Here is a 17,644-nt window from a genome sequence, read left to right as displayed (position 1 = left end):
TCTCCTTAATTGGTTATCTTATACATAGAATAGTTGAAGAAGCTTATGGTGAAATAATGACTACCTTAAAGTAATCTTAAAAGTAGGTGAGGATATGCAGAAAGCATCCATATTAGTATTAGAGGATGAACGCGCGATTGCTGAAATGATTGATATCATTTTAAGAAAAGAAGGAATGACAAGTATTACAGTATGTAACACGATAGAAGCAGCGAAATCCGAGATTTATGCTAAAACATTTGATTTTTATCTTTTAGATATTATGCTGCCAGATGGTAGTGGATTAGAAGTGGCTCATATTATTCGGGAAAAAAGCGATGCTCCTATTTTTTATTTAACAGCTAAAAGCAGTGACGCCGATAAACTTCGGGGTTTTATGAATGGTGCAGATGATTATATTACAAAACCATTTAACCCACTGGAACTTGTTGCAAGGGTGAAGGTACAGTTAGCGCGTTATATGAAGAAAAAGCAAGTCACAGAAAATCATCTTTTTACATGTAGCCGTTTTACATTCGATATAGATGCTGCAGAAATCACTGTAGATGGAGTAAGGGAAATCATTAGTGGCCGTTTGTTTCATTTATTGAAGTATTTATGTGATAATGCTGGGCAAGTTTTATCTAAGGAACAAATTTACGAGCGTGTATGGGGAGATTGTTTGTTTGATGATAATACAGTAATGGTACATATACGAAAACTGCGAGAAAAAATTGAAAAGAATCCTGGAAAGCCTACCTGTATTATAACGGTCAGAGGTATTGGCTATAAGCTTGTAGGGGATGTTTCTTCATGAAGCCAGCTGGGAAATTAACGCTTCGTTTTGTATCTTATTTCATCATATTTTATTTATTAATTATTTCAGGCTTTATTATGAGCTTGGTATTTTTTGCGATCTTTATTAATGATCGTGTAGGAGACAACATTCATGTCATGAGCTCCTTTGAAATTGAGGATGATGCTGTCGTCGAAAAAGGAGAAACCATTAAAATTGCCGATTATTTAGTAAAGCGTGCTGAGGAAAATGCAGGACAACTTTACTTATTTGATCAGTCGATGACCATTGTAGATTATACAGGGGAAAGATGTGAACTATGTGGAATGCCTGATAGCGAAATTTTTGCATTAAAGCAGCCGGGTATGCATACATGGGAACTCCCAAAATATTATTTGTTATTCCTACCTATTTCTCCTGTTCAGCCACTATTTGAGGAGGCTCTTGATAATTGGTTAGCCACAGGAGCCATTTCAGAAGTGACACTACAGCGTTTAAAGGAACAAAAAGCTAGTGTTGAAATTTATGATACGGAATGGAACCGAACGGACATTGTAGGAAAGCGTTACGAAGAGCTGAAGAAGCCGCAACTGGTCGAGGAGAAATACGATATTTTTGAGCATGAGGAACTTAAGCAAAGCACGACCTTAGCGGATGATTCCACATTTGTTGTTCGCATGCCGAATCCATCCTATAAACCGTTCGAAGAGCCCTTCAATAAGGCAATGATTTTATTTGTTTCTGTTTTCTTTGGTGGGCATATTATTTTATTACTGGGCGTTATTTTTTTATCGATTAGTATTTCACGACAATTTGTACGGCCACTTGTTTATGTCATATCACGCATTGAACGACTTACCCAATTCGATTACAGTGATATAAGTGATAAGAAAATTCATCATAAGAAAACAGGGAAATTGAAACGGAAATTTAAATTATTTCAGCCTGTAGAGGAGTCCCTCAACCATTTATCTGAGCGGCTTGATTCAAATGAAAGGCAAATTAAGCAATCGGAGCAGTTACGTGAGGAGTGGATTACAGGCTTATCGCATGATTTAAAAACGCCTCTAAGCTCTATTTATGGCTATTCCACAATGCTTGCCTCGGAGGATTATGAGTGGACAAAGGATGAGATGCGTATTTTTGCACAAACGATGCAGGAAAAGGCAACATATATGGATGCGCTTATACAAGATTTAACGTATACGTATCAGTTAAAAAATAAAGCCATACAGCTTGATAAGGTATTACTGCCTTTGACAACATGGTTAACACAATTTGCAGATGAACAGGTAAGCGTAAAGGTTTATGGCGATGTAATGCTGCAAGCAGATGAACTTTTACTTAAGCGGATTATGGATAATTTAATAACCAATGCAAAGAAATATACACCTATAGGCACGAAGGTAATGGTGGAAGCGCAACATACTGGTAAAGAAGTGATGCTAACAATTGCTGATCATGGTCCTGGCATTCCTCAGGAAGAGCTCGATAACCTATTTGAACGCTATTATCGTGGAACTAACACTACAGATGATACAGCAGGGACAGGGTTAGGACTAGCCATTACGAAACAGCTCATTGATCTCCACAATGGCACCATAAGTGTACGTTCAGATCGTGACGGCACAGTATTTATTTTAAAATTTAAATGTCATTAAAAAGAGGTATCAAAATTCACTTTGATACCTCTTTTATTATTGTCTATTTTTATTGCAGCGCTCAGCTGGGCGCTCAATTTTTACATAACGCCATAGGCTATTAGCGATATCGCGGGCTTCTGCGACATGTTCTGTTCCAACGAATGCTTTACGGAAAGGTGTAAGAAGTGATTCGATGATAAAGAGCTTTGGATTTTCGCGTTGAAGCTCTTCTAATAAGAATTCCGCATACTCCAAGCCTTCCACTGTTTCATTGTTCGTTAATCCTTTGGCAAAGCCATGTAATTGATCAATGACCATATCTTTTGTAACGGTTTTATAATTCACTACATTTTGAATAGTATTGATCATTTCAACGCTAACGATGATTTCTTTCGATTCAAGCATCGTAGGTATAATAACGCTAATATTGCGCAATGCTACACGTACAATGGCTTCTCGATTGATATATTTATTATAATCAGCAATAAAAACTGCGCGCAATGTGAGGTTAATCATTCCAAGTGTTTGCACAGCACATTCATAGCTTATTGGGCTAATTTCTTCACCAAAGACTTGAACAAGTCGATTAGCTAACCATTCTAATTCCTGTAGGTGGTAGTTAATAATAATTTTTTTCAGTTCTTTATCTCTTGAATGGAAGATCGATTCAAAAATTTGAATTAAATTATGTTCACGATTGACGTACATGAGAACAGCAACTTGCTGTGTTAATACTTCTAAATCTGTAGGATCTTTCCCGTAAATAAGTTCATGTCGACGATTACTTGCTTCCTCACGTCCTTCATCTAAAATTGCGATTAAGCATTCGTTCTTAGAAGAAAAATGATTGTAAAACGTCCCCTTTGAAATTTTAGCATCATGGATAATGTCATTAATTGATGTATCTAGAAATCCTTTTTCAATAAAAAGTGCGCGTGCAGCTGTAATTATCTGTCTTTTTCTTTTGTTCATGACCTCACCTTTTTTAAAATATTATACTCTTATTCTACACTATAAACGCTGATATATCAACGTTTATAAAAAATATAAACTTATTTGTTGAAAAAAGTAGACTACGAGTATAAAATAAGTTTTATCGAAAAACACAAGAAAGAATTGAGGGATATAAATGAATAGTGAGCAGACAATGAAGAAGCCCCCTTATGGCATGATTGCTATATTATTTGTGGGTGCTTTTGTTGCTTTTCTTAACAACACATTGTTGAATGTGGCATTACCAACAATCATGAAAGATTTTGGGATCACATATTCAAAAGTACAATGGCTCGCAACAGGTTATATGCTAGTAAGCGGTATTTTAGTTCCTGCTTCAGCATTTTTTGTGACACGCTTTAAAAATAGACATTTATTTATTGCGGCGATGTCCATCTTTACTATTGGTACAATTATGGCAGGCTTCGCTCCTAACTTTGACGTGCTATTAGCAGGTCGTATGGTGCAAGCAGCCGGAGCATCTAGTATGTCACCACTGTTAATGAATGTTATGTTAACTAGCTTCCCGAAAGAGAAGCGTGGGGCAGCAATGGGGATCTTCGGTTTAGTTATGATCATGGCTCCAGCAATTGGACCGACATTATCAGGTTATATTGTTGAGCATCATGATTGGCGTATGCTTTTCCAAATGATTATTCCATTTGCGATTATTAGTTTATTATTTGGTGTTTGGAAATTAAGAAACGTGATGGAGACACGTGAAGTTCACTTAGATTTCCTATCAGTACTTTTATCAACAGTTGCATTCGGCGGTATTTTATACGGCTTTAGTACAGCAGGAGATAAAGGCTGGTCAAGTCCTTGGGTATATGGCACAATTTCAATTGGCTTTATTGCCTTAATTATTTTCATCATTAAACAATTAAAAATGGATCAACCATTATTGGAATTACGTATTTATAAATATCCAATGTTTGCATTAGGGTCTGTTATCTCTGTTATTGTTTCGATGGCAATGTTCTCAGGGATGATTTTAACACCGGCCTACGTACAATCTATTCGCGGTATTGAACCTTTTGAAGCTGGCTTAATGATGCTTCCAGGAGCGCTTGTAATGGGGATTATGTCACCAATTACTGGTAAGCTTTTCGATAAGTTTGGTCCACGTATATTGGCCATTATCGGATTAACGATTACAACAATCGCAACATTCGGTTTAACAAAATTAGAAATTGATTCAAGCTATACATTTATTGTATCGATGTATACAATTCGTATGTTCGGTATGTCGATGGTAATGATGCCTATTATGACAAACGGTTTAAACCAATTACCACAAATTATGAATCCACATGGTACAGCTATTAACAACACATTACAGCAAGTATCAGGAGCAATTGGTAGTGCGATTTTAGTTACATTCATGAATAATCGTACAAAAGCCAAAGCTGAAGAATTAATTGTCGAGGCGAAAGCAAATGCGGCACAAGCAGGTGCAGCACCCACCGCAGAGCAAATGCAACAAATGCAAGATCAAATTATGCAAACTGCTTTATTAGATGGTATTACACACTCATTCTTAATTGCAGCTGGTATAACAGTGATTGCAGTCGTGCTTGCATTCTTCTTAAAACGCGTAAAGGTTGAAAGCGCAGCAGCTTCAATGGATTTGAAAAAACCAACTAAATAGTGAAGAAACTCTCTATCAAGTAAGCAATTACTTGGTGGGGAGTTTTTTTATGTGAAAAAAAATTTTAAGATTGGAGTAATTTTTTATCATTTTATTTTATATGATAATACTAATTTACAGAAAATTTAGTTAGTTATAATTGTGGGGTGTTCATTTGGTAGATGCCTATATAAATGAATTAGTGCGGAAAAAGGAAATTCCAGGTGCAGTATTGATTGTTCAACAACATCATAAAAGAATTTTGTCTCGTAGTTACGGGGCTTTTACAGCGCAGGATGGCAGCAAACAACCCATTTTGAGCCATACATTATTCGATGTAGCGTCATTAACAAAAGTAGTGGCAACGCTACCAGCTACTTTACTGCTCTTGAGTCGACAGCAAATGACTGTGGACGATAAAGTTCAAACATATTTACCGAATTTTAAGTATGCCAATATAACCATTCAACATTTATTACAGCATAATTCAGGGCTACCAGCAGACTTAATGCCAGTAGTGAAGAGGCATCATCAACGCGACATCATGACAGAGATATTTTCCAGTAAAGTAGTGTTTCAGCCAGGCAAGCAAGTACTCTACAGTGATTTAGGTATGATTTTATTAGGGAAAGTAATTGAAATAGTATCAGGAAGGTCACTTAGCCAATTCGTTGAACAGGAAATATTGAAGCCTTGGGGGATGAAGCATACTCGCTTTCAATTACCGGACCATCAACAGGCACTAGCGGCATCCACAGAAATGGTGGATGGTAAATTTGTTCAAGGAATTGTCCATGATGAAAAGTCCCTGCTGTTGGGAGGTGTGGCTGGTAGTGCTGGTCTATTTTCATGTGCGGAAGATTTAGCGAAGTATGCAGAAATATGGTTAGGTCTTACACAACAAGATGTTCTTCCATATGAGTGGCTAGAACTTGCTCATACGAAGACATTTCGGAATAGGGGGCTGGGTTTTGAAGTATGGAACGGAGACTGCTCATCATCCTGTTTTGCTAGGAGGTGGAGTAAGGGGTCATTTGGTCATACAGGCTTTACAGGCACAAGTATTTGGATGGACCCTATTGAAAAGGCCTTTGTTATTTTCCTGACGAATGCAGTTCATTATGGAAGGAATACAAATATGAGAAGTATTCGGGAAAAGCTTCATACGTTGATCTATGAAAAATTACTTATATGAAGGGTGGATTAGTTGATATGAAACAAAAGAGTAAATGGTTATGGCTGTTTCCATTATTATTCGTTGTAGCTTTAGTGGGGTGTACCTCAAAAGAGAAAACAACGGTTTCAACAACACCTGATAAGGAAGAAGGGGAGAAAACGGAAGAGATTTCTCTCACGATAGGAAGTTGGCGTACTGAAGATGTGGCAAAATATGAAAAGGTGATTGCTTTATTTAATGAACAACATCCCGAAATACACATTTCCTTTAATCCAACTAAAAATACAGAGTATAACACTGTTCTCAATACAGCACTACAGGCTGGGGAAGGCCCAGACATTTTCCACTTACGACCTTATGCAGCAGGATTAAAGCTTGCTGAAGCAGGATATGTAGAGAACATAAATGGCTTAAACGGTTTAGCTTCGTTTCCTGAAGAGGCATTACTAGCTTCACGTGATGAAGATGGAAATCAATACGGGGTACCGATCAATTTGAGCTCCACGCAATTTTTCTATAATAAAAAAATCTTCAAGGATAATAACCTTGAAATACCGACTACTTGGGAGGAGTTTATAGCATTAAATGATCAATTGCTTGAAAAGGGCATTACACCGATAGCAATGGGTACTAAGGAAGGGTGGCTATTGTCATTACTGCATGGGATTGTTGGACCAGCGATTTACGAAGGGAATGATTTCTACCAAGCAGTGCTTGCTGGAGAAAAGGATTTTACAGATGCTCAGTTTATAGAATCCATACAAGTAATGAATGACTTGAAGAAGTATTTTCCTGCAAATTCAGAAGGCTTAGGAATGGATGATATTCGTACTTTGTTTGCATTAGAGGACTCTGCTATGTTCCCGCTAGGTAGCTGGGAAATTCCTGTTGTATTAGAAATGAATCCAGATTTAGAGTTAGGGTATTTCCCTATTCCATCTAAAGGGGGTCAGAAAACAGTGACGACTTGGGTGGATGGCTCATTTGCTATTAATGCAAATTCCAAAAATATAGAGGCTGCCAAAGTATTTTTAGAGTTTTTAACAACAAAGGAATTTGGAGAGTTGTTTGTGAAGGAGTTTTCCATGATCAGTGCTATACCTGATATTACCTCTGACGATGCCCTATTAAATGAGATTAGTAAGTCCACTGCAAATGAGGCGACACCATACATGTGGGTGACTAATTTTACAGGTGGGGACCCAACAACAAAAAGTTTACTTGAAAGTGAATTACAAGGTATGTATTTAGGTCAGGTAACGCCTGAAGAGGTCGCTGCAAAAGTACAAGAAAACGCTAAAACTTGGTATACGCCATTTCAAAAATAAATAATGCTCCTACAAGGAATCTTCCTTTTTCAAAAATTTAAAGGGGGCTGTTCATCATGAAAGAGCCTACAGCTTCACCGTTATCAAAAAGAAAATCATGGGCAGGGTGGTCTATCCACCTTTTCCCTATCCCTGCAATTATCATTTATGGAATGTTTGTGCTTTATCCAATTCTAGCGGCTTTATCCTATAGTTTTTTTGAATGGAAAGGGATGGCACGGGGGGACTTTATTGGCTTCCAAAACTTTGTGACGCTTTTCACGACAGAACCTAATGGCTCCATGTTTTGGAATGCCTTCAAACATAATGTTCTTTATTTTATTGTGCAAATGGTGGTCATGAATGGTGTAGCTTTCTTTTTAGCATTTATTATCTACCAAAAAATTAAAGGTGCTGAGTTTTTTAAGGCAGCCTTTTTTCTCCCACGAGTTTTATCTGTAATTGTCGTAGGTTTTTTATGGAAGCTTATTTTAAACCCCAATTTCGGAACCTTAAATGTCCTTTTAGAGAAAATAGGTTTAGAGACGTTGCAAAAGGCTTGGCTCGGTGATCCTGGAACAGCTTTGATTGCCATTATTTTAGTCAATTGTTGGTTTGGACTAGGATTTGGCGTCTTAATTTTTTTAGCTGGGTTCCAGGGCATCCCCAATGAATTAATTGAAGCTGCGAGACTAGACGGTGCAAAGGGCTTCACCTTATTACGTACGATTTATTTACCCTTAATGGTGCCATCGATAATGATCATGGGCATTTTAACATTTATTCAATCCTTTGAGGCATTTGAACTTGTTTACGCCATGCAAGGTTCGATGGGAGAGCCTTATTATTCTACAGATACATTAGCCGTCTTTTTCTATCGCTTAGCATTTGGTAGTTCTACAGCTTCTGGTGCGACAGCTATTGGCTTAGGATCTGCGCTAGCGACAGTACTGTTCCTATTTATATTAATTTGTACAACGCTGTTTTTAAGCTTGGCCAATAAAAAAGACGTCCAAATGTAAGGGGGGAAGTATATGAAGCAAGAAGCCATTTGGGTTCGACCATTCTATTATCTTGTTGTGTTTACAGTGGCGACAATCAGCATATATCCTATATTGTTAATGATCTTGTCCTCCTTTAAGAAAAGTGTGGACATTTATAAGGATCCATTAGGCATTCCATCTAGCTTTAGCTTAGATACTTACCGCACATTATTGTCTAAAATTCCATTCACCACATATTTTATGAATAGTCTATTTGTCAGTGTTGTATCTGTCGTACTGATTGTTGTTGTTTGTTCATTGGCATCCTTTTATATTGCACGCTTTAAATTTTCTTGGAATCATGCCTTATTCTTCATTTTCTTATTAGGCATGATGATCCCAATAAAATTGGGGATTGTCCCTCTTTTCATTTTAATGCGTGATTTAGGACTAATTAATTCTTTATGGTCATTAATTTTAATGAATACAGCGACAGGTATACCTTTATCCATACTCATACTAACAGGCTTTTTTAAAACGATGCCGTCTGAATTGGAAGAGGCTGCCCGTATGGATGGAGCAGGAAATCTAAGGGTCCTTTGGTATGTTGTTTTACCATTAATGCGGCCTGCACTAGGAACAGTCGTGATTATCAATTTTATCGCAGCATGGAATGATTTTTTCTTCCCGCTTATTTTTATTACGGAAAAGATGAAACGGACAATCCCGGTCGGAATGATGTCGCTGTTTGGGGAGCATTCGGCTGATTGGGGCTCATTATTTGCTGGACTGACATTAGCATCATTACCAATGATTCTATTATTCTTTATTGCTTCAAAGCAATTTATGGAGGGGCTGACGGCAGGTGCCATTAAATAATCAATATATTATTGGAGTCGATGGTGGTGGAACGAAAACCCGTGCCATAATCGGGACAAAAGAAGGAAATATTCTCGCCTTTATGGATGGACACGGTACGAATATAAAATCAACTCCAGCCCATGAGGTAAGGCAACATATTCAACATTTACTGGAGAGTCTAGTGCAAAAAATAAGCGCTACAAAATACGATGTTTCAACGATTTTCTTATGCGTAGCAGGAGGGGATCGTCAGGAGGATATAAAACGCTGGAAGGCGTGGATAGCTCCTATGCTCCCTTCCACTTCCTGTAAAGTTACTGTCACCAATGATGCAGTGGCGGCACTTACTAGTGGGACGTTTACGCGGGAAGGGTTAGTAGTTATAGCGGGAACGGGCTCAATTGTTTATGCGGTTCAACAAAATTCTATTAGTCGTATGGGGGGATGGGGTTATCTATTGGGAGATGAGGGAAGTGGCTACTATATTGGCCAAGAGGCATTGCGTGCCATTACTCGTCAATATGATGCTTATGGTTTAAATGAAGATGCCTTTTCTAAAGCCATTTTAGAGCGTCTAGCACTAACAGATCCTACGGAAATTATTACACTAATTTATGAGCATACGCAGCCACGCATATGTATTTCCTCTATTACTAGGACGGTATTACTTTTAGCTACCCAAAATAATGAGATAGCGAAGAGGATTGTTGACCGTGCAGTTACCCATTTAGTTCAACTTCTCCAAATGATGTTTAGAAAAGAACCACAGGTGAAAAAATTCCCTATTGTTACTTGTGGAGGATTATTCGAAAATCAATACTTTGTTCAATGCTTTCAAGCAAAATTGCAACAATCTACTATTGATAATCAAATTATTCAGCCTGAAGTACCACCTGCTATTGGTGCTTTTATAAATGGGCTCTTTAGTGAAGGAATTCCAATGACAAAGGCTTTACAACAAACAGTAAAGGAAACTTGGATGAATATAAAAAAATCGAATGGAGGGATTTGATTTCGATGGAGCGAATGACAAAACTGACGACTGAGGATTATCATCCAGACACAACCAATTTAGATTTAATGTCCATTGCTGAAATTGTAAGGCTAATGCATGAAGAGGATCAAAAAATTCCACAGGCTATTGCCAAAGTATTACCTGAAATAGAACAGGCTATTATGGCTGTTGTACATGCGCTAAAAAATGGCGGTAGATTGTTTTATGTAGGGGCAGGGACAAGTGGGAGAATCGGGCTTTTAGATGCTGTTGAATGTCCACCAACATTTAGTACTTCGCCTAAGCTAGTGCAAGCCATATTAGCGGGTGGGTCAGAGGCAGTAATGATCGCTATAGAAGGGGCAGAAGATGATTTATCTTTAGGTCGGCAAGAATTGGAAAAACAACGCTTAAAAAATCTAGATATAGTCATTGGTATTGCGGCAAGTGGTAGAACGCCTTTTGTCAAAGGAGCTTTAAATTATGCTCAGCAAATAGGAGCCAAAACGATTAGCTTGGTCAGCAACGCTCGTTCTACCATTAGCGAAAATGTAGATATAGCTATTGAGGTTATTACTGGTCCAGAAATTCTAACCGGTTCCACTAGACTAAAGGCTGCAACAGCCCATAAACAAATTCTCAATATGATTACGACCTCAACTATGGTCAAGCTTGGTAAAGTCTATAAAAATTTAATGGTGGATGTTCATGCTAGTAATTTTAAATTGCGAGAACGTGCCAAGCAAATTATTTGTGAAGTGACAGGAGTATCGTATTTTCAAGCTGAGCAAGTTTTAGAGCAAACCAATTATCAAGTAAAACTGGCGATTGTCATGTTACTAACAAATACAGTGTTAGAAGAAGCGACCACATTACTCGCCGAATCCGAAGGGCATGTCCGTAGAGCAGTAGAATTACGTAAGCTTTGAAGAAAGAGGTGGATGGAACTGCTCCATTCACTTTTCCGTGAAGGCTACATACTAGAGGTGGGGATGGACGTATGGAAAAAATAAATGCTGGTTTAATTATGTTATCAGAAATGCGTGAGAAGCTGCCCCCTTCCGAAAAAAAGGTGGCGAGCTTTATTTTAGAGAATCCCACTCAGGCGATTAAAATGACCGCTGTAGAGTTGGGAGAGGCAAGTCAGACAAGCAGTGCAGCTGTTATACGATTATGCAAATCTCTGCACGTCAGCGGCGTTCAGGAATTAAAATTGCGTATTGCCGGTGATTTACAGCGTAAGAACACCTTCGACAGAGATATAGAGGCAAATGAGCCGTTACAATCAATTGTAGAGAAGGTAACCTTGCAAAGTAGTGAAATTTTGACACAAACGGCTAATTTAATAGATAAGGCTGAATTAGAACGTGCTGTATCAGCTTTAGCAAAGGCTAGAAGAATTATTTTTTTTGGCGTAGGTGCTTCTGGAATTACTGCAATGGACGCAGATCAAAAGTTTTTAAGGATTAATAAGCATAGTAAAGTATTCATGGATTTACATTTAGGAGCTACAGCGGTCGTCAATTCACAGGAGGGGGATGTGTTAGTTGGGATATCCTTCTCTGGGGAAACGCATGAAGTGGCCAAAATCCTTGAAATAGCGGGCAAAACTCCTGCTACTACCATAAGCTTAACGCGTTACGGTAATTCATTAGTATCGAGTTTAGCCGATATTTGTTTATATGTGTCACCGAATGTCGAAGCGACCTTTAGAAGCGGTGCCACTTCCTCTCGTCTTGCCCAGCTTCTTGTCATTGATATTTTATTTATGGGAGTAGTGACCAGTGCCTATAATCAGACAATTGATTATTTAGATGAGACACGAACGGTAATTCAACGACTGCATAAAAAAGTTGCTAAAAGAAAAATAAAGTAGCATGAAGACGATTTCTTAGCATCGTCTTCTTTTTTGTTGCTCTGTCACAAATGGAGTGTTGGTACAGCAGGGTTAAAAAACTAAACATGGGAGAAAGATTACTAGCCTCAAGTAATTCAACCACATCGACTGGTAGCACCAAAGGAAAAGCAATAGGTCCAGAAAAGATTTGTAGCAGCTCTTTCTAGTATTCATACAAAAAATAACACGGATATTAGCAAGTAGAGTTGCTAATGACCGTGTTATTTAAAATAGGCTAGACTTCTTTTTTGAATAGTTTTCCTGGCCAAAAGGCGTATTTGCCTAGAACCGTTGTAATGGCTGGTACAAGCAATGGTCGAACAATGAATGTATCCAGAAGGACACCGATTGCAGTGACCACACCGAATTGAACAAGTACTTGAATTGGTAATGTTGCCAGAACAGCGAAAGTCCCTGCTAAAATGAGACCAGCAGATGTTATGACACTTCCCGTTCGGACAACCCCTTCTTCTACAGCTGTTAAATGATCCGTTGTTTTTCGTTTTTTCCAAATCTCTGAAATCATAAAGATATTATAATCTTCGCCGAGCGCTACTAAGAACACGAATGCATACAACGGGATAGCTCCAGAAATGGCTTCTGCTCCCATGATATGATGTAAAATCAGCCAACCTGCCCCTAATGCTCCAAAGTAAGAGATGATCACGGTTGCTAATAAATAAACAGTGGCTGTAATGGAACGTAAATAAACAAATAATAATAATGCAATTAAAGCAATCATAGTTGGCATAATAACCGTTTCATCACGCTTAGTTATTTGTTGGGTATCATACTGACTAGCAGTTTCTCCACCGATCCAAACCTGCTTATCAGCATTTTTAAGCCCACTTTGCTCCAGCATTTCGACAACTTCTGCCTTTAACTCAGGAATATGAGCCAATGATTCCTTCGCATAGGGGTTGGCGTTTAAAGATAGCTCGTATAACTGAATAGCGTTATTTTTTTCACCTATTTGCACATCTGCCACGCTATCAATATAAGAAATTGTTGAAAGCTGTTGCTGTAAATTAATTTCATTTCCCTCTGTATCAATCACTAATTGTACAGGTGCTAATTCACCAGGCGAAAAATTCTCTTCTATTAAAGTAAAGCCTTCTCTTGACGGCATGTCTTTTGGGAAGGATGAAAGTAGATCAAACGTATATTGGATACGTGGAACGAATGCCGCTAATCCACCAAGTAAAATAACAGTTACAGCAATAACTATCCATGGCTTATGCGTAACGAAATGTCCGATTTTATGACTAATCTTATGTGACGGCTTATGTTGTTTCTTTCCTTTGCTAAGTGCCATCTCTTCTGTACGTGGAACAAATGGGAAGAAAGCTACACGACCAATGATGACAAGAATAGCAGGAAGGACGACGAGAGCTGCAATCCCCATTACAAGTACACCAAAGCTGAATGGCACGGCAAAGCGTTGGAATGCACCATAATGAGCCAGACTAAGGGTAGCTAGGCCAATGACCACCGTCAGGGCACTCATTAAAATAGCGCCACCTGATTCTTTCACAGCGAGTTTCATTGCGACAGTTTTATCTTCAACATGGAAGAGAACTTCTCGGTATTTAGAAATCAGGAATAAACAATAATCCGTACCTGCGCCAAAAAGCAATACTGTCATAATAGAGACAGCCTGCGAATCTTTATCAATCCATCCTTGATCCGCAAAGAAGCCTAATGTTGGGCTGATCACTCCATAGGCAAGACCTACAACTAGTAAAGGAATAATAGCCAGTAATGGCGAACGATATATGATAATAAGTAGTACTAAAACAAGCAATACGGTTGCAATCAATAGCTTCACATCTGCCTGGGAGAATAAACTAACAGCATCAGTAGCGATTCCAACTGGCCCTGAATAGCGTACATGAAGCATGTCATTTGAAAGTTTCTTATCTAATTGAACTTCGTTACTCTCCATTATTTTTGTAAGTTTATCTAAACTATCTTGTAGGGCATCTGTAGCGACACCTTTTTCAAAAAACACAGGTGTAACAATGGTTGTGCCATTTTCTGAAGCGGAGGCTGATAGAGCCTGAGGTGGCATTTTATCAAATGGTGGAACCATTGTTTGATGAGCTAATGGTTTAGCTTGAAGCTCACTGTATATACTTTGTATAGCTGAATAGTCCTCAGTCGTTAAACCGCTGTCTCGATACCAAACTAATAATAATGGTGTACCAGCATCATTAGGGAATTGTTCGGCAATCATTGCCGCGGCCTGTTCAGACATTTCCGTGTCAGGTAGGTTTTTGCCTGACTCACTTTCGATGCTATTAATTTGTGGCCAAGCAAACGACAATACAATGACTAATAACACCCAAAAGGCTAGTGCTAATAAGCGCCCCTTTTTACTTGCAACCATTGAGCCCCATTGCTCAAGTGGATGTTTTTTCATGAGAAGACCTCCATTTCATGTAAGTGATTTAATTATATATACTAGAAGGTTAATTAATCAATCTAGAAATACTGATATGTTATAATATGAGTAAAAAGACTGCTTATTTATAAAGGAGGTGAACTTGTTGAAACAGTCACCGCGTGTGCTTGGAAGACCTCGCCATGATGAAAATGCGAAACCGACAAAAGATCTAGTCCTTGACACGGCTACAAAACTTTTTATTAAAGAAGGCTACAAAAATATTTCAATGGATGATGTAGCAAAAGCTTGTAACGTAACAAAGGCGACTATCTATTACTACTACCCAACTAAAGGCGAATTGTATACATCGGCACTCATTGCAATGATGGATCGCATCAGGCTATCCATTCTACAAATCTTGGAGCAACAAAAACCATTTAAAGAACGCCTTGAACAGCTCGTTGAAGTTCATTTATCAGCAACTATTGATATTGATATGAATAATTTTATGCGGGAGGCCTCCATCAATTTATCGGAATCTCAGTTGAGACAAGTACAAGCATCCGAAAATGAAATGTATCAAACAATTGAGCGGGCTATGCAAAAGGAGATGGAGAAGGGCACGATTCGAAAAGGTAATGCCAAGTTTTTTGCTCATAGCTTTATGGCATTGATGACAGTAGGATATTTTAAAGATGGCGATGGAAAAACTTTGTTAGGTTCAGTAGATGTAACAGCAAAAGAAGTAACAAATTTCTTTTGGCTATCTGTTCAAAATAAATAAAGCTTTGAAAGGAGTTATCTCATTAGATTAGAGATAACTCCTTTCATTGTTATATTTCAAAAAAGGGTTCTAAAAATGACAAGAAAGTGAATAATCATAAAAAAATTGATGGATTAGAAAATTTATGATAGTAAGGCAGTTAATAGTTGATAAAATCAATGAATTTTGAAAAGATTGTCGAAATTGTGATTTAGCGCATTGAAATAATGTACAAACAGTCTTATAATGAAGGTTGTAATGTCACCAAGACAAGATAAGGATGGTATTATGATGCGCTTTTTGCGACTTAAAGTTAACATTGTAATAACAAGTCATACGAATCGCTATCCAGCCCTTGTGACTGGTGATTGTGTAGGATATACGCTGTAACGACTGTTAAGTTTTACCTTAATGGTCTTTTTTACATGTAAGCAATAAAAAATAGTACTAGTGATGGCAAAGGAGAGTTCAAAATGTCAGAAACGAATAACCAAACACAGGCTGAACAAGTAACTGTGAGTAAAGAGCAATTAGATGTACTAGATCAATTACTAAAACCTGAAGTTCAAGAATCACTTACAACTTTAGTTGAGCAATTACCAAAGTTAACTGAAATGATGACTTTATTAACGAAATCATACGAGTTTGCTCAAGCTGTTGCAACAGATGAAGTGCTTAAAAATGATACTGTTGGTGCAGTAACAGAAATCGCTGGACCTGTAGTAGGCTCTGCGAAAAACCTAGCAGCAACTGCAATTGAAGCAAAAGACCGAGCATCTGAAAGCCACGAAGTAATTGGTTTATTCGGTCTTGTGAAAATGTTAAAAGACCCTCAAGTTCAAAATGTTTTCCGTTTTGTTAATGCTTTCTTACAAGTAAGCTCAGAACGCAAAGCTAAATAAGACTTAAGGTAAATTCAATTCGTAAGGACGGAGGATTAATTAATCATGTCAAAAGAAATCGTCATCTTAGGTGCGGGTTACGCTGGCGTTTTAACTGCATTAACTGCACGTAAGTATCTATCAGCTGATGAAGCTAAAATTACTGTAGTAAACCAATTCCCAACACACCAAATTATCACTGAACTTCACCGTTTAGCAGGTGGTACAATTGCAGAAGGTGCTGTTGCATTACCACTTAAAAAAATCTTTAAAGGTTTAGACATCGATCTACACATTGCAAAAGTAACGAAATTCAATGTAGATAATAAAAAAGTAGATTTAGATAATGGCTATACATTAACGTACGATACGCTTGTAGTATCTTTAGGAAGCCAAACTGGTTTCTTTGGTATCCCTGGATTAGAAGAAAACTCAATGGTTCTTAAATCAGTAAATGATGCCAATAAAATTAACAAACATATCGAAGATCGCATCAAAGCATATGCACAATCTAAAGATGAAGCAGATGCAACAATCGTTATCGGTGGTGGCGGTTTAACAGGTGTTGAGCTTGTTGGTGAAATCGTGGACAACTTCCCGAAAATCGCTGCAAAACACGGTGTTAACTTTGCGGATCTTAAAATTAAACTTGTTGAAGCTGGTCCAAAAATCTTACCAGTACTTCCGGATACACTTATCCAACGCGCTACTGAAAGCTTAACAAAACGCGGTGTAGAATTTATTACTGGAACACCTGTAACTGGTGTTGACGGCAACGTTATTTCTCTAAAAGACCGTGAACCAATTATTGCAAACACACTTGTCTGGACAGGTGGGGTAGCACCACTTCCACTAGTAGGTGAATCAGGCCTTGCAGCTGATCGCGGTAAAGCAACAATTAATGAATTCCTACAATCTACATCACACGAAGATGTATTTGTTATTGGTGACGCATCTGTAGCATTACCAGCTGATGGTGGTCGTCCACTTTACGCACCAACTGCGCAAGTTGCGTGGCAAATGGGTGAGCTTGCTGGTTATAATGTCTTTGCACAATATAAAAACCAAGAGATGAAATCATTCTCTGCAGTGAACTCTGGTACACTTGCAAGCCTTGGCCGTAAAGATGCGGTTGCTACAATTGGTGCAAGCAATACAGAACTTAAAGGTCTTCCTGCAACATTAATGAAAGAAGCTTCAAATATTCGTTATCTAACACATATTAAAGCTCTATTCGGTTTAGCTTACTAAAAATTAGTATCCCACTTCCATTAGGAGGTGGGATTTTTTTATGGAAAGTTTGCTGTTACGATATTTGTTTATTAATTACTTCAAAGAGAGTAAAATTAATACA

At 38.0% G+C, this 17,644-nt stretch carries 16 protein-coding genes; 14 read left to right on the top strand and 2 right to left on the bottom strand.

Annotated features, from left to right (window positions below):
* The first annotated feature begins 94 nt into the window (after positions 1–94).
* Together PI85_RS06090 and PI85_RS06085 are read left to right on the top strand one after the other, a co-directional pair.
* Positions 95–796 (top strand): response regulator transcription factor, encoded by a 702-nt coding sequence (locus PI85_RS06090; protein ID WP_036122410.1) that lies wholly within the window; start codon positions 95–97, stop codon positions 794–796.
* Complete coding sequence (locus PI85_RS06085) at positions 793–2,436, top strand: HAMP domain-containing sensor histidine kinase (RefSeq protein WP_036122413.1); 1,644 nt, start codon at positions 793–795, stop codon at positions 2,434–2,436. Before PI85_RS06090 ends, PI85_RS06085 begins: the two co-directional genes overlap by 4 nt.
* A 36-nt stretch (positions 2,437–2,472) precedes the next feature.
* Here PI85_RS06085 and PI85_RS06080 read toward each other — a convergent pair whose 3' ends face one another.
* Positions 2,473–3,390 (bottom strand): TetR/AcrR family transcriptional regulator, encoded by a 918-nt coding sequence (locus PI85_RS06080; protein ID WP_008179565.1) that lies wholly within the window; start codon positions 3,388–3,390, stop codon positions 2,473–2,475.
* Positions 3,391–3,547: 157 nt separating this feature from the next.
* Here PI85_RS06080 and PI85_RS06075 point away from each other — a divergent pair, with 157 nt between their 5' ends.
* From PI85_RS06075 to PI85_RS06040, 8 genes are all read left to right on the top strand, one after another.
* Entirely contained in the window at positions 3,548–5,062 is a 1,515-nt protein-coding gene (locus PI85_RS06075) for a DHA2 family efflux MFS transporter permease subunit (RefSeq protein WP_036122415.1), read from the top strand.
* Between the two features lie 154 nt (positions 5,063–5,216).
* Complete coding sequence (locus tag PI85_RS06070; protein WP_036122418.1) at positions 5,217–6,236, top strand: serine hydrolase; 1,020 nt, start codon at positions 5,217–5,219, stop codon at positions 6,234–6,236.
* Entirely contained in the window at positions 6,233–7,546 is a 1,314-nt protein-coding gene (locus tag PI85_RS06065) for an extracellular solute-binding protein (RefSeq protein WP_200886555.1), read from the top strand. The genes PI85_RS06070 and PI85_RS06065 overlap by 4 nt, the downstream gene beginning before the upstream one ends.
* Positions 7,547–7,602: 56 nt before the next feature.
* Positions 7,603–8,547, top strand: coding sequence for a carbohydrate ABC transporter permease (locus PI85_RS06060; protein WP_042737488.1), 945 nt, complete (start codon positions 7,603–7,605; stop codon positions 8,545–8,547).
* A 12-nt stretch (positions 8,548–8,559) separates the two neighbouring features.
* Positions 8,560–9,387 carry a carbohydrate ABC transporter permease gene (locus PI85_RS06055; protein WP_036127525.1) on the top strand — a complete coding sequence of 276 codons (828 nt, stop codon included), beginning with the start codon at positions 8,560–8,562 and terminating at the stop codon, positions 9,385–9,387.
* Positions 9,374–10,381: an N-acetylglucosamine kinase gene (locus PI85_RS06050; RefSeq protein ID WP_036122421.1), complete on the top strand. Its 1,008-nt coding sequence runs from the start codon at positions 9,374–9,376 to the stop codon at positions 10,379–10,381. The genes PI85_RS06055 and PI85_RS06050 overlap by 14 nt, the downstream gene beginning before the upstream one ends.
* A gap of 5 nt (positions 10,382–10,386) precedes the next feature.
* The gene (gene murQ, locus PI85_RS06045; protein ID WP_036122423.1) at positions 10,387–11,292 is read left to right on the top strand and encodes an N-acetylmuramic acid 6-phosphate etherase; all 906 of its coding nucleotides are present in this window, start codon (positions 10,387–10,389) and stop codon (positions 11,290–11,292) included.
* Positions 11,293–11,363: 71 nt separating this feature from the next.
* On the top strand, positions 11,364–12,239 hold the full coding sequence (locus tag PI85_RS06040; protein ID WP_036122425.1) for a MurR/RpiR family transcriptional regulator: 876 nt from the start codon (positions 11,364–11,366) through the stop codon (positions 12,237–12,239).
* 256 nt (positions 12,240–12,495) lie between these two features.
* On the opposite strand, the gene PI85_RS06035 is transcribed toward PI85_RS06040, so the two are convergent.
* Positions 12,496–14,682 carry an MMPL family transporter gene (locus tag PI85_RS06035; RefSeq protein WP_036122426.1) on the bottom strand — a complete coding sequence of 729 codons (2,187 nt, stop codon included), beginning with the start codon at positions 14,680–14,682 and terminating at the stop codon, positions 12,496–12,498.
* Positions 14,683–14,800: 118 nt separating this feature from the next.
* On the opposite strand from PI85_RS06035, the gene PI85_RS06030 reads away from it, so the two are divergent.
* The 4 genes from PI85_RS06030 (at position 14,801) to PI85_RS06020 (ending at position 17,541) form a co-directional block, all read left to right on the top strand.
* Positions 14,801–15,430, top strand: a complete 630-nt coding sequence (locus PI85_RS06030) for a TetR/AcrR family transcriptional regulator (protein WP_235318461.1) — start codon at positions 14,801–14,803, stop codon at positions 15,428–15,430.
* 237 nt (positions 15,431–15,667) lie between these two features.
* Entirely contained in the window at positions 15,668–15,799 is a 132-nt protein-coding gene (locus PI85_RS25030) for a hypothetical protein (protein ID WP_255319038.1), read from the top strand.
* Between the two features lie 83 nt (positions 15,800–15,882).
* Complete coding sequence (locus tag PI85_RS06025; protein WP_004227758.1) at positions 15,883–16,311, top strand: DUF1641 domain-containing protein; 429 nt, start codon at positions 15,883–15,885, stop codon at positions 16,309–16,311.
* A gap of 45 nt (positions 16,312–16,356) precedes the next feature.
* Positions 16,357–17,541, top strand: coding sequence for an NAD(P)/FAD-dependent oxidoreductase (locus PI85_RS06020; RefSeq protein ID WP_036122428.1), 1,185 nt, complete (start codon positions 16,357–16,359; stop codon positions 17,539–17,541).
* Positions 17,542–17,644 lie beyond the last annotated feature (103 nt).

Origin of the sequence: Lysinibacillus sp. A1 (assembly GCF_000801965.1) — a bacterium.
Lineage (GTDB): Bacteria > Bacillota > Bacilli > Bacillales_A > Planococcaceae > Lysinibacillus > Lysinibacillus fusiformis.
The sequence above is the reverse complement of the archived record's forward strand: the minus strand, read 5'-3'. Positions and strand labels throughout refer to the sequence as shown.

Excerpts from the sequence above, each read along its gene's own strand:
- PI85_RS06090 (WP_036122410.1), top strand. The coding sequence starts at position 95 with ATGCAGAAAGCATCCATATTAGTATTAGAGGATGAACGCGCGATTGCT.
- PI85_RS06085 (WP_036122413.1), top strand. The coding sequence starts at position 793 with ATGAAGCCAGCTGGGAAATTAACGCTTCGTTTTGTATCTTATTTCATC.
- PI85_RS06080 (WP_008179565.1), bottom strand. The coding sequence starts at position 3,390 with ATGAACAAAAGAAAAAGACAGATAATTACAGCTGCACGCGCACTTTTT.
- PI85_RS06075 (WP_036122415.1), top strand. The coding sequence starts at position 3,548 with ATGAATAGTGAGCAGACAATGAAGAAGCCCCCTTATGGCATGATTGCT.
- PI85_RS06065 (WP_200886555.1), top strand. The coding sequence starts at position 6,233 with ATGAAGGGTGGATTAGTTGATATGAAACAAAAGAGTAAATGGTTATGG.
- PI85_RS06060 (WP_042737488.1), top strand. The coding sequence starts at position 7,603 with ATGAAAGAGCCTACAGCTTCACCGTTATCAAAAAGAAAATCATGGGCA.
- PI85_RS06055 (WP_036127525.1), top strand. The coding sequence starts at position 8,560 with ATGAAGCAAGAAGCCATTTGGGTTCGACCATTCTATTATCTTGTTGTG.
- murQ (WP_036122423.1), top strand. The coding sequence starts at position 10,387 with ATGGAGCGAATGACAAAACTGACGACTGAGGATTATCATCCAGACACA.
- PI85_RS06040 (WP_036122425.1), top strand. The coding sequence starts at position 11,364 with ATGGAAAAAATAAATGCTGGTTTAATTATGTTATCAGAAATGCGTGAG.
- PI85_RS06035 (WP_036122426.1), bottom strand. The coding sequence starts at position 14,682 with ATGAAAAAACATCCACTTGAGCAATGGGGCTCAATGGTTGCAAGTAAA.
- PI85_RS25030 (WP_255319038.1), top strand. The coding sequence starts at position 15,668 with ATGTCACCAAGACAAGATAAGGATGGTATTATGATGCGCTTTTTGCGA.
- PI85_RS06025 (WP_004227758.1), top strand. The coding sequence starts at position 15,883 with ATGTCAGAAACGAATAACCAAACACAGGCTGAACAAGTAACTGTGAGT.
- PI85_RS06020 (WP_036122428.1), top strand. The coding sequence starts at position 16,357 with ATGTCAAAAGAAATCGTCATCTTAGGTGCGGGTTACGCTGGCGTTTTA.